The following is a 14,063-nucleotide window of genomic DNA, read 5'->3' on the forward strand; positions in this document are numbered from 1 at the left end:
ATGCGGAGTATTATCAGGCTTTGTACTGAGAGACCCGTAGGAGTCAGCATGGTGCTCCTGGCGGTATTGCTCGCCGGAGGCATCGGCTCATCCATGTTACCGGTAGACATACTGCCCAGCCTTGAAATTCCCCGGGTACAGGTTGATGCACCCTATCCCGGTATGGCAGCCCGGGAAGTCCGTTCCCTGCTCACTATTCCGCTGGAAGATGCCTTTGCATCGGTGCGATCCCTGCAGCGCATCCGGAGTGTTTCCCGGGACGGGGAAGCGGTCCTTGTCCTTGACTTTGCCTGGGGGACCGACCCCTCTGCGGCGGCGGTTCTGGTCCGTGAAGCCATCGATGCGGTATATCCCCAACTGCCCGAAGGCACGGGGCGGCCCCTGGTAATCAGCGGAGACCCCGAGACGGAACCGATTGCCATTGTGGGTGTCCGGTCCAGGACTCAGGATATTCAATTTGCCCGGCACCTGGCGGAGTATGAGCTGCGGTCCCGGTTTAGACGGATTGATGAAATTGGCCGGGTTGTGCTTGTAGGGGGCCAGGAAGAGGAAGTCCGCCTCCGGATAGATCCTGAACGTTCCTTTGCCCGGGGACTCGGGGCATCGAGCCTGGCACAGCTTATCGGTTCCGAATGGGTAGACGTCAGCGCTGGAACCGGACGGGAAGGAACGCAGGAACTGGTGATTGTCTGTGCCGGAAAGCCCGAATCGGTCCAAACATTACCGAATCTTGCCTTGCCCACCAGGGGCGGCCCCCTGTATACGAAGGATGTTGGAGAAATCAGGGTAGAAAAGCAGGATCGAAAAAGTATTTTTATCGCCGACGGCAAAGAGGCGGTAGCCCTTGAACTGTACCGGCGGAGTGGTACCAATCCGATCCAGGCTGCAAAAAAGGTGCGGGAAGTTTTGGCGGAGGCTCAAAAGGATTTTGCCAAAGACGCAGAGGTCTTTCTTGTCTTTGATGGCTCCGCTGCAACCCGTCGGGGCCTTGCGGATCTCGGAAGGAGCGCCCTTCTGGGGGCTTTAGCGGTAATCCTGGCGATTTTCTTTTTTATTCCCTCCGGGCGGGGCAGCTTCCTTACTCTGCTCTCTCTCCCCTTTTCTGCAGCAGCGGCCCTGGCAGCCCTGGCGCTTTCAGGCAGATCCCTTAACAGCATGAGCCTCGGCGGTCTTGCCCTGGGGATAGGCCTCGTGTCGGACACCTCAGTGGTCATTCTGGAACTGCTGGATCGCAGCTTTGGTACCCCTTCAGGTCCCCAAAGCCAATCCAGCCCAGACCGCCCCAGGTCCGAAAGACCCAGGGCTGAAAAGCCCCGGGCTGAAAGACCCAGGGCCGCCGCGGTGGCAGATACTGTTGCCACGGTGGCATCCTCATCCCTGGGCAGTACCATTACCACGGCCATTGTCTTTGTGCCGGTTCTGTTTTTGCCTGGTCCCCTGGGAAGCCTCTTCGGTGATATGGCGGTGTGCCTCGTGGCCATGGTCGCCGCAGGCTGGGTCTACGCCCAGTTTATCCTGCCCTCACTGTACCGATTCCTTTGGAAAGGCCGCCCTCGAACTGCCAAAGGGGCCCTCCTGTGTTGGATTGACAATTTATACGGAAAACTGCTGCGCTTATCCTTCCGCCGCCCCCGCCTGCTCTGGGGTATAGCGGTCCTGGCGGTTGTCGGAGGTACCCTGCTTTTAATAAGCCGGCCGGTCCGCTTTACCCCCTCTGGCGGCTATGACGAACTCAGGCTCGAGCTTGCCTTCCCGCCGGGCACAGCCCTGGATGTAGTCGCCCTGCAAAGCGAAGCCGTGGGAAATTTGCTTTCAGGGCTTCCTTCCTTTGCGTTGGTCTTTGGCAGGGCAGGCTCGGAAACGGAAGATAGCCTGCGGCGATCCTCCACGGAATACCGGAAGGAGTTGGTTCAATTCCGTTGTTTCTTGAAACAGTCCGCCGATATTTCATCAATCTATTCTATGCTTCGAAAATACCTGGTCCGGGAAGGCCTTTTTGATGCCAGCCTGCGCATTGAGCCTCCCCAGGACAAGATAGAGAGCATCCTTGGCCTCTCTTCCGCTTACACCGTGGCCCTTAAGGCGGAGAATCCCGACACACTACAGGCGGAACGGAAGCTTATTATGGATGAACTTGCGTCCCGTCTACCTGGAGCGAGCCTGTCCTGGAGGCCCGCCCTGCTCAGGCCGGAAATACGGCTCACCCTCAAGCCGGATATGGCCGCCTCGGCCCAGCTTTCCACCCTCACTGTCGGCAGGTCCCTCATGGCTTATACCGATGGCCTTGTGGCGGCCCGGATGGAGCGGGATGGCCGGCCTATCGATATACGGGTGTTGGGCAAAAAGTTCGGCGGCGAAGCTCTTGGCAGTTTAGAAATGCTCCCTGCAAACGAGGGCGGGAAAAGCCCCGTCTTATTGGGAAGCATTGCCCTGATTGAACAAAGGGAAAGCGAAGCCGCTTTAGCCCGGCTTGACCGTTCCGATGTGGTTTATATTGATGTGCTCCCCCGCGGCGGTGGCGTTGGGGGCGGCGGGATTGCTGCCGGCAGCGGCGGAAAAAACAGGAGCCGACAATCCTTAAGTAGTAGCTTGGAACGGGCGGTCAAGGACCTCAAGGGCCTTTCCTATGCGGACCAATCAGCCTTTGTCCGGTACCAAAAAACGCTTCTTTTTACCGTTTTACTCGTTATTCTTCTATTATATATCTCTCTTGCAGCCCAGTTTGAATCCTTTAGCCTTCCGCTGCTTCTCCTAGTAAGTATTCCCTTTTCTCTTGCAGGGGCAGGGCCTGCTCTCTTCCTTGTTGGTGCGGGGCTGGATTCTGGATCCGTCCTTGGCCTTGTGGTGCTCTTTGGACTTGCGGTCAATAACGTCATCATTCTGTACGAAGTGGGAAGAGACAAGATAGGAGAGGGACTGCAGCCGGTATTGGCGGTATACCGCGGTGCCCGTGAACGGCTCCGGCCTGTTCTGGCTACCACCGCAACAACCCTGCTGGCCCTGCTGCCGGTCATCGTTTCTCCCCTGGGACCTTCCCAAAGGTCCATGGCGGCCGCCATGTTCGGCGGCGTTGCGGCCAGTACCCTGATTTCTCTCCTTGCCTTTCCGCCCCTGCTTGTTCCTTATTTGTCCCGCCGGGAGGCTTCCCATGTTGCTTGATAAGCCCCTGAGAACCCTGGCCTTGCTTTGCTTCGCTGTACTCCTTGCTCTTTCGCTGCTCCTTATGGATGAAGGCACCGCTGGGAGAGACTCCGCTGATGCTTCCTATGCGATCACGATACGGCACTATGGCATTAACGGAGAGGAAATGGAACGGACCGTCGCCATCCCCCTGGAGGATGCCCTCTCTGCCATTCCAGGTTTAAAGCGGCTTGTCAGCACCAGTGAACAGGGTAAGGTCAGGGTGCTGGCCCAGTTCTCAGGATCAAACAAGGGCATCTACGAAGCAGTCAGGGATGCGGCCCAGGCTGTCTATGAGGGCCTCCCGCCCTCCGCACAACGGCCAGAAATCGCGAGCTCCCGGGACAGCCGGATTCCCCTTTGGTCCGCGGCGGTGCTCTATAAAGAAGGCTTTTCCCCTTCGGTCACTACGGGTAAGGACTTGTCCCTTGGAACCATGCTGGAACGGAGGGTAAAACCTGCCCTGGAGCGGCTTGAAAACGCGGGGGAAGTGGAACTGGCCGGTACGGGGCTTCCGGAGCTCTGTATCAAGCTGGATGAAGCAGCCTGCGCTGCCCGGGGCATAGAACCCTGGATGCTCGCCCGAGAGTTGGCAGAAGGGGATCTTTTAGTCCCCGCTGGAACCTTTCGGAGCGGGGATCGGGAAATTATGATGAGCCTGGACGGAAAATCCCGATCTGTCCAGGATTTACTGAACCGGCTGGTAAATCTCCCTTCAGGAGGGGTGGTTCCCCTTTCTCAGTTAGGCACCATTCAGGAGAGGGACCGGTATCCAGAAATTCTTGCCCGCTTGGACGGGAAAACCGCAGCGGTTATTTCAGTCATGGGATCTTCCCAGGCCCAGCAGGGCAGCATTGCCATGGGTAAGCTTTCCCGGGATATCAAACGCACCATACAAGAACTTTCTGATCTCCCGCTGGAATTCCGGGTCCTTTCGGATCGGGGGGAAGAGGAAGAACGGGCCCTCAGGTCCGTATTCTCCGCAGCCCTCCAGGGAACGGGGGCGGTTGCCCTGGCGGTGCTTCTCTTTATCGGCGCCGATCCCCTTATGGGGCTCCTTTCGGTTCCCCTCATTATGCTGTTTTCGGCGGCCCTGCTGCGCCTTTTTGGATTTCCCCTGGACCGTTTAAGCCTTGCGGGCCTTTCCTGCGGGGTAGGGGCTGCGGTGGACGGTACTATTTTAGTCTTTGAACGAGTCGGAGGCGCTGGAAATACTGTAAGCAAACAAAAAGCCCTCGCTTCCCTGGCCCCGTCCCTATTTGCAAGCACCCTCACCACCATTGCGGCCCTGCTTCCCCTGGCCCTGCTCGGTTCCGATTCTGCCATGATCAGTGCGGTCGCCTGGGGAATCGGTGTTAGTTCCGCCCTTTCTCTCCTCGTATCTTTAGTGTTTTTGCCTCCCCTTATCGGTTTTTCTCTTCCGATTCCCTGGATACAGGCTCTGAAAGGCCGGGCACGGCGTATTTTGCGGCGTATCTTGCGGCGCTTCCTGCAGCACCAGGCTACTGCACCGCGCCGTCTCACTGTGTTGCAACGGTCCATCGCACCGCACCGCTCCTCATTGCAGCGCTTATCCGCCGCACCGCGCCGATCTGCATCGCGTCTTATGCTCCTTTCCTACCGGAAGCCCCGGCTTACGGTGCTGGTCTTTGCCGCCCTATCAATTGTGGGATTTACTGCCATGATAGCCGCCGGGGCCGATACGGCCCCCCTCCCATCGGAAGACTCTGTTTATGCCCAGATAGAATGTGAGGGCGGACTGCTGGCCGAAAAGGTAAACGAAGAACTTGCTGATTATGTCTCATCCCTGCGTAGCAAGGATGGCATCAAGGCCGTGCAGACCAGCGCACGGACCGGTTCCGCTTCGCTCCTCGTATCCTTTGATCCCCGTAAGCAAACGGTAGAGCAAGTTCGAGACCTTGTCCGTTCCATTCCAGTATACGGCGGCTTTGTCTATATTCCCGAAGCCTCTTCCCGGGACCGTATTTGGAAGATTACCGTGGCTGGGGATGATGCAGAAATTTGTAAGGACATAGCCCGAAGGCTCGCATCTCGCTGCCAGGGAGACAGAGAGGTCCGGGAAGCGGTGCTCAATTTTAAGGAAGGGAGCCTCCGTAGCCGCCTTATCCCGGATCGGGAAAAAATGGCAGCCCTCGGTCTCAGCACCGCTTCCCTGGCAGATACACTGAAAAGGTCGGTCTACGGACCGGTCATTTACAAACGGGTTGCCGAAGGGGGCGAAATGGATGTACGGCTCCAATACGGTACGGAAGACCGGATAAACCGGAGCAGCCTCCTAGCCATACCCCTGAAGGCTCCTCTCAGGGTCTTCCAAGTCCTCACGGAGACCGGTGACCGGGAACCCTCATCTATCCGGCGGGAAAACCGGCGCCGGGTGGCTTCCCTTTCTGTTCGCACCCGTCCTATGGATCCCCGCAGGATCCGGGACCGTCTGCGCCCCCTGTTCGCCAAGGAAACGCTTCCGCCAGGTTATTCGGTCGAATTTGATCGGGAGGCGACAGAGGCGGCCGAATCCCTTTCCCGCATTACGGTCTATTTCATGCTGGCCCTCCTGTTCTGTTTTATGGTCATCGCCGTCGCCACCGAATCCTTTGCAGCCCCTTTGCCGGTTCTCGCAGTTGTTCCCCCTTCTTTAGCCATACCTGCCCTGGCGACGGTCCTCTCCGGTTCGGCAATCGATCTGGCCCTTGCCTGCGCCTTTGTGGCCGTGAGCGGTATTGCGGTTAACGCGGCGGTTTTAGCGGTGGAAGCCCTTCGGGAAGGGGGGCCGGTCCGCCGGGAAGGCTATCTATACCGGGCCCTGCGCCGGCGTTTTTCAGCCCTGGCCGCCACAAGCCTTACTACCGTCATCGGTTCGGTGCCCTTTTTATTTCTCCCCGGAGCGGCAAACCAGGTAGTCCGTTCCCTTGCCCTGGTGAGTACCCTGGGGGTGAGTGCCTCGGCTCTGTCTTCTATCAGTCTCATTCCTGCCCTAGCTAGCCTTTGGCCGGACTTTACCATACCAAGCATCCCGCAGCAGGCGGGATCATCATCCTTACCAGAAGGAGCCCAGTCATGAAATCGAATTTCCAAAAAGTATCCTTACTGTTGATGAACCTTTTGGTTCTGGCCCATCTGCATCTCAAGGCGGATACAAAGCCCGATGTAAAGGGTTTTGATACGGGAACCGTAGATTATTCTTTTTCCCGGGCGGATGTGGCACTGGATCCTGGTACATGGATGAGAACCGCCGACAACGGTATTACTCTGGCCCGGCAATCCTGGGAGCGGCTTGTCCTGACACTCTATGAGGATGAGACTGAACGGGCTGCGGCAGCCAAACGGCTCGATGTCTGGTCCCGGGAAGAGATAGAACGCCGCTTTAGCCAGTGGCTCGAGCGGCGCTTTTTCCCTGAACGGGCAGCAGGCCTTTCAGCCGCGGAAAATGCTGCGGTGCGGAAGGCAAATCTTGCCTACCTTTATAAAACCGATGTTGCGGGAAACATTCTCTATGACAGTGCCACCGGGGATCCCCTGGTGATTCGGCCCGAAGATGGAGGGCTGGACCGGCTCGCCGCGGACAGGGTTGCATGGCAGAACCAGGTTGCCCAGGGGCGGGAACAGGCATTGGAACAATTCAGAACCCTCATGGCTTCCTATACCCCTGAACTTTTAGGTTCCGTGGCGCCAGAAGGGAGGTCTAGCTTTGCGTCACAGCTTGAAGCCCTCGGGGAGCGGCTTGTAAACCGGAAGCGAAAAGAACTGGAAGCTCTGGCCTCCCAGGAAGAACGGCTCTTTGTGGCCCGCCGTACCGGCGATGTATACAGCTTAAGGAAAAAAAGCGAAAGCGAGGCTGCCTCGGCCATTGTTGCCCAGCTTATCAGGGAGACCCAGTCCAGCCTGGATCAGAGTCTTACCTCCCTGCAGACCCAAATAGAAGCCGCATCGGCCGGCACCGGAGACCTGGCCCTGGCGGGGGCCGACTGGCTTGCGGCCTATAAGGAACAGTTCCAGCGGGGACTCGATGCCTGGCAGAAGGCGGAAGAACGGTTCATGCTCCGCCGAATCGAATGGGAGCAGGAAGCGGGAAAACGGTACCGCGAAGGGGAAGAAGCCTGGACCAAGGCCTTTGAAAGCCTTGCCAAGGAACAGCAGATCTGGGAATCCAAGGCAAAAAGCCTCTTCCAGGCCGGTGAAGAAACCTTTAAGCGGGCTAGCGATGCTTTAGAACGGGCAATTGCGGAAGCCAAAGCGGAGTTTCAGAGGGACGCGGATCTGCGCAGCCAGGCTGGGGCTGACCGGGCCAGGGCATGGGTGGATACCTACGTTACAAGCGGCACCATGGTCGTAAGCGCCCGGGAAAGCAGCCAGTATTGGATTAAAAAACTGGCTGACAAAAACAGCCAAAAAACAGCCCCCGATATGGGGGATAGCGCTCTCCGCACCTGGACCGACAGCAGCCTGAAAACCATCTGGACCGAGGCACGGGACCGGTACAAACAGCTTGAAAGCTATAGGACTGACCTCCAAAAACTCAACGAAAAAGAAGCCCTCCGGAACCGGACCAAAAACGAGGCAAAAATAAATTACGAAAATGCCAAACAAAAAGAAGAAGAACTTCAGAATGAGATTGATGAATATACCGATGATGATTCCAGTTATATTTCGCAAGCTGACTTGGATAAACTTAAAGACCAGCTCAACCAGGCCCGGTCGCAGCGGCTGTACTGGGAAGACTGGTATATTAACTATGACAGAAAACATGCCGAAGCGGAGGCCGACTATGTGGCTGCAAAAAACAGCTTTGATGTCACCCATGCCCTCTACTACAGGCTCGAAACGGCCATTTCCAGCATACCGGAAAACGACGCCGCGCTGAACCTCGCCCGGGATGCCCGGGCAGCCCTTGGCGCTAATTTTGATCCAGACCTGATTCAGGCCGGTGTGGAGCTTAAACGATGGATGGCTATTTACTCTGAATATTCTAACCGGGCCCGGGAAGCCCTGAACACCCTGACCAAGGACTTTGGTCTTGCAATCGGAAGCGGCGCCGGAGCCCTGGTGGACATTCTCGATCCCTCTAAAACGAGCGAAGATTTTCATCTTGATGAATACCAGATCGAATTGATTCGAAGCCAGGCGGTGGCAGCCTACTGGCAAAAACGGGTAGACATAGCCCAGGCTGTTTCACAGTATGCGGAGGACCTCACCGCCGGACGAACCACCGATGCGGAAAGCGTCGCCGCATGGAAGGCCGCGAAGACTGCCTATGACAATGCCCTCGCAGCATATACGGAAGCCCAGGCAGCCCTCTCGAGCGCGGGAACTACGGTTCAGCAGGTCCGTGAACAGGTCGCCCAGGCAGCAGCGGAACTAGCCAAGGCGGACCGGGACCTGGAGGAACTGAATCAGACCTATGCCCTTAAAATGTCCGTTTATATGGTGGGGAGTGCTTCCTACCTTCAAACGGAACTGCGGAGCCGGTACCAGGACCTTTTGGAACAGTATGGGCTCCTTGAAAAATCGGGGGACGATGCCCCCTATGTGGAGTATCTGGAAAAGGCAAAACGGTATGGTATAGCCGGAACGGTAGAAGCGGCGGGGCTCGCCCTAAAAAGCCTTGTCCGGGGCGACTACGGCGAAGAGGCCCTGTCGGTGTTACAGGACCGCTATACAGCCATCACCGTGCCAGAGGACAATACACATATTTCTTCCCGTATCGAGGATTTTGGACTCGAAAGCAGCCACCCGCTCTACGGGAGCCTTAAAGCAGCCTATGAACGGTGGCAGAAAGCCCAGGGGGCCGAAAAAGAACAGCTAGGCTCGCTTATGGTGGACCTTGCCCGAGAAGCAAAAGGAAGCGCCAAGTCAGAGTTGGAAGGCCGGCTCGATGCGATAAGCCTCCTCGCTGCTACAGATTGGAGCCTTTGGTACACAAACCGAGGGGGTACCCAGGAGAATACCGCAATCCAGAACAAGGGAATCGGTGCCGTACTTGCCGAAGACGCAGAACAGGCGGAACGCCGATACCTCTTTGAACGGGTAGAGCTCGAAGAAGCAGTTTATACCTGTTTGGTTGATGAACAGGCCCCCGTATCACTTACGGCGCAGAAAGTACTGCTGCAGAGCGGTCTCAAGGGCCGCGTGGGCGCTGAAGCTGCAAATCGAATCAAAGCAAGCCTTGCATCTCTCAAGACCCTCCTTGCGCAGCTTGCAGGGGTAGATAAGGAGACCTACCGAAAAGCCCTGGAAGATCGGGCCGCCCAGGATGAAACAAGTCGTCGCATCATCCGGGGAGAAAGCCTCTGCACCACAGCAGAGGGCATAGACCTTTCCGCCGCAGCCCTGAGCATAAGTTTTGAGAGGCTTGCGCGGAGCCGGGGGCGGCTCGCAGCTTATGAACGCTATGGAAGTGCCAGCGCTGCGGAGGGGACGACCCAGAAGGAACAGTTCTGGCGTTCCTTGCAGGAAAGCTTTACTGCGGCGGGACTCAGTCAAAGTCAAACCTATGGGGACCTGCCGAATCCCGCGGCCCTGGCTGCCAAACTCCTATCTGACCCGGAGGGAACGGAAGCAGCCTTGGCACGCTTTTTAGTTTCCTTTGATAAAGCGGCCGGCCTTGCTCCGATCTGGCTTGCCCAGGACCTCTCCCGCTGGAAAGAGGGGCTCATTCAGTATGTGGCTGCTAAGGCCCGCTACAGCGGAAAAGCCGGAGCCCCATCGAGCCAGGATACACTCCAGGCCTCCTTACAGGAAGAGCTATCCGCAACCAAGAATCTGCAAGCGGTGCAGCAAGAACTCTATGGCAGCGCCGAAGGCGATATGCGAGCCCTGTGTCTCCTTTTGGATACCGGTGCATCCCAGTACGGAGCGCTACCACAGAGCATTCTTGAAGCCGAAGTGATGAGACTCATAAGTTCCTCCATCCTCGCTCATCTCGGCGATGCTTCTGCCCTTTCCGTTGAGGCGCGGCGGAATGCCCTGACATCTGATGCGGATGCGAGCTTTAGCTATGCAAGCAAAACTCTCCGTGAGCAGGCGGTATGCCAAGCCCTGGCCACCCTGGCCATGCAGGATGCACTCCGGGACCGGCCTGACCCGGCCTCCCTCAGCGAAGGAGCCCGCACCGCCCGGTTCTACCAGATTTTTTCTGAACTTGATACGGAAGGCCTCGCATATTTTGTATCGACTACCCTTAAAGAAGCCCATATTGATGAACTAAAGCCGGAAGAAATAACAAAAGATACCCTGTCCAGCCTGGCCGATGCGGTACGCCAGATGCGGGATACAAACGGCGCTGGGAGCATCTACGAAGAACGGGCCCTGGCACTCACCCTCGCAGCGGCTCTTAAGGGCAAGGAAAAACACCTCGAGGCGGTGCTGCAAATCCTGGATCTTTCAAGCCAAGGAGGGGCGAAGGAGCTCATCAATCTGGTAAAGAATAATGATTTTTCCCTAAACCGGGAACTATTTGCGGGACAAAATCCTGCTAGTTCCTTCTATAATACAGGAGCTATTTATTACCTTAAAGGAATTATACTGCAAGAAACAGGGGGCCTATATTCAGCCGAGCGGGACCAGCTTATAAGCCGCCTTAAAGAGGCAGGCTACACGAGCCTTGCCCAAAGTATAAGCGCAGAAACAGACCGATTTAATCGGATTGTGGAACGGAGCCGCGCCTACGGAGGTACCGCGGTGAGCGGCGACAGGCTCTCATGGGCTTTGTCCCAAAGCGCCCTATCCATCCAGGACCGAATTGAGCTTGCCACATTCCTAGAAACTAGATCGATGAATGATCCCTACCTCACGGCCCTCGATGCGGTAAAAGAGGCTGCCAGCGGTTATAACCCTGCTGGGGGCAGCGGGTCTCAAGATCAGGCCAATACCCTGTTCAGGCAGTGGATGGGAAGCTACCTGCAGGATGCCCTTGCAATTCGTTCTGCCGGCATATCAAAACTCCTTGCCCGGCTTGCCTATGCGGAGGCTTTGGCTTCACAAAAAGCTGCGGAAGAGGCGGCGAAAGAGGAGGGGCGGGATCATTGGCGCATGTACCTGGCGGATGGAATCTTTTTCGATCCCTGCCGGACTGACAATGATAAAAACATAGTCTGGGATGCGGCAGGGAATCCCGAAGGGGAAAGCGGCATGGTCCGCAGCGCCGCAGGCTGGAAGGAAGGAAGCCTGGCAGACACCTGGGACGAAATGGAACTCCTTCACCGAAACCTGGGAGCGAGTCTTGCTGCATGGGAAGAGCAAATTACAGACACACTCCAGGATCAAAACTACCGCACAAAGATAAAAGCCTACCTTGCAGAGCCTACCAAGGCTTGGGACGAGGCAAGCATCGACTACGCTCCCACGGAACGGCAAGACCAATACGGCGAGGCCTTGAACCGCTACCAATATACGATCCAGCGGAAAAAGTCTATCCAGGATACCATTGCAAATTATGGGAAAGAGATCCTGGCCGCAAAAAAACCTGATGCCCTCAGGGCTGAACTGGATAGGCTCTCGAGCGCAATTACCGAAAGCCGCACCGCCTACCAGGAAAAAGCCACAGCTTACCGTGCAGATGCCCAAAACTTTGCCGAAACTGGATCGATGTACGAAGCTGCCTATGCTGCCGCTCAGGACCGTTATGCAAAGCTAGAAGCGGCCCGCCAGGTCTACGAGAAGGAAGACGCCATCCGACGCTGGGCCAGCACAAGCTATCTCGGAACCGAAGACAGCCTCGGCGGCACATACCGGGGCCCTGCGGCGGAACTCGCCTACAGCCAGGAACGCAAACGGCGGGCCGATATAGCCCTGGCAGCCCTGAAAAACTTATACAGCCCCACTACGGAAAAGCGACCCTACCAGGACGAGAACTACAATGCCCTGTATAAGGACTACCATGAAAGCTTTTCCCGCATGATGCTCACCTTAAAGGTCAAAGACCAGGTCGGCCAGGCACTCGCTCGGGAGTATGAAAAGAACCGTGAACTGAATCAGACGTATTATAAGTCTGTATTTGAAGGAACAGGAACAAACCCTGCATTCACCGCTTCTCCAGTTCAATACGACGCAGACTATAAACCAGCGGATGATAAGAGTAAACGAGAATGGAAAGATGTTATTACTATTGTTAATGGTCAGGTTCGTCTTGCTTATACACAAGACTTTACCTTGAAATTTGTAACAACCGAAAATGTCGCAAATTTAAAAGACTATTTTGAGAAGAGCGATAAGTTTGGAACAGATCTCTATGAATGTACAGCCTATGAGAGAGCAATGCAGGATTTTGCTAAGCGCCTATCAAGCTATCATTTTACTCAGGATAAACTAATTACCTGGGGGCTTGCTCGGGATTATCTCATGAAACAACTTATCCAAAAGAATAAAGACATGTTTCCCCGTATAAAAGACGCTTATAAGATGGCAGATACTTTGCGTCAAAATGAAGGAGATTTTGATGTTCATTACCAAAAATTAAAAGACCGTATGGACTACTACCGAGCAGGAGTTCAGCCCATATATGGCTGGGAGTACGATGAAGCTTCGCAAACCGATGTCTATGTTATAATTGGATACACCGATCCAGGCTTACCAGAAGCCCAGGAAGAGGCCTGGAATAAACTATCTGCCCGTGAACGTGAGGATATGGAAACACTCATGACACTGGTATTGCTTGGAGGAGGAGGTTCATTAACTAAAATATTTAACAGCATGACAGATTATGTTGAATATAAACATATGGATTCTATTGTAACCTATTGGAAGAACTGGGAAAGTGGACGAAGAAGCAACTGGTTTTATGGCTGGTGGGCAAAAATGGAGTATGAAAAATTAGAAAAGTGCCAGAACCATTATGCTGGAGCATGGAATCAAAGAAAAACTAATATGAATGCAAGTATCCAGTATATTAATGAACAACCACAGCGAATTGTATCAACCCTCGCGGCCTACAAGGCAAGTAATGACCGGATAGCAGCCCTGGAAGGAAAGACCGAAGGCACGGTCTTTACCTGGTCGATCCTGGAAATCGCCTTAAAGGCAAGCGGGAAACTGAGCGGCACCGAGCTTACCCAAATGAAAGGCTACTGGGAAAGCTCAGGCCTTGCTGCTGATAAAAGTATTACCAACGTGTCAGATGCTCTGGTACGGCTTTCAAGCTGGAGCCGGAGCAAACGGGATGATGAGAAACGGAAACTGGAAACCGCCTGGACCGATGACGAAGGAGATCGGCAAAAAGCTCAAATGACCTACCGGGAGACCCTGGCTCAGTATCTTGAGGGGAAGGCGAGCGAGGCAGAACTCTCTCGCGCAGCGGAAGCTGCCTACGGGAAGGAAGCGGCAAGCCGGAAGGAACACCTTGCACGGCTAGCATCGGCCTATGAAGCGGGACTTGAGACCCTGACTGAAAGCTCAAGCCGCTACCAGGGCGAATATGCCCAGATGGGACAGGAATATGCAAGTCTTGTGGGACGGGTCTACAAGGCCCGGCTCGAAGCAGAGCAGCTTGGCCGGGAGGCCGAGTGGGAGATGGAGGGGCAGGACCTGGCGGATAAACGGGCAGCCTGGCGGGAAGCGGCGGGACTCATCCTAGAACGGGGCCGGGCAGACTGGAAGGTGGGGCTTGAAAGCCTCCGTGAACGGTATACAAGCTGGCAGAAATGGTTTGGAGAGGCCTATGAAGCAGGGAGCCTCGCCTGGGACAGTGCATATTCAGAGGGCCTTAAGGAGAAAGAACAGTGGGCATCCTCTACAACGAAGGCTGCCCAGGAAGCTGCCACTGGGGCGGTGCTTGCCCTGGTAGGCCTCGACGCAGAAGCCGGGGGCCGCGCCTGGGATACCCAAAATCCTGCGATGAGCCTTGCAAATGGAGCGGAGGAAGCGAAGGCCGC

The 14,063-nt window shown here is 55.7% G+C and carries 3 protein-coding genes; all 3 read left to right on the forward strand.

The window, feature by feature from the left end; genetic code table 11:
- Nucleotides 1-3,159, forward strand: a complete 3,159-nt coding sequence (locus Q7P68_RS04550; RefSeq protein ID WP_304223367.1) for an efflux RND transporter permease subunit — start codon at nt 1-3, stop codon at nt 3,157-3,159.
- Nucleotides 3,149-6,259: an efflux RND transporter permease subunit gene (locus tag Q7P68_RS04555; protein WP_304223370.1), complete on the forward strand. Its 3,111-nt coding sequence runs from the start codon at nt 3,149-3,151 to the stop codon at nt 6,257-6,259. The genes Q7P68_RS04550 and Q7P68_RS04555 overlap by 11 nt, the downstream gene beginning before the upstream one ends.
- Nucleotides 6,256-14,063 (forward strand): coiled-coil domain-containing protein (locus Q7P68_RS04560; RefSeq protein ID WP_304223372.1); only part of this gene is annotated, 7,808 nt, incomplete at its 3' end. The genes Q7P68_RS04555 and Q7P68_RS04560, both read left to right, overlap by 4 nt.

The organism is Gracilinema caldarium (assembly GCF_029265695.1).
GTDB lineage: Bacteria > Spirochaetota > Spirochaetia > Treponematales > Breznakiellaceae > Gracilinema > Gracilinema caldarium_A.

Bases quoted from the DNA above. Each gene is read 5' to 3' on its own strand.
- Q7P68_RS04555 (WP_304223370.1), top strand. From the start codon at position 3,149: ATGTTGCTTGATAAGCCCCTGAGAACCCTGGCCTTGCTTTGCTTCGCT.
- Q7P68_RS04550 (WP_304223367.1), top strand. From the start codon at position 1: ATGCGGAGTATTATCAGGCTTTGTACTGAGAGACCCGTAGGAGTCAGC.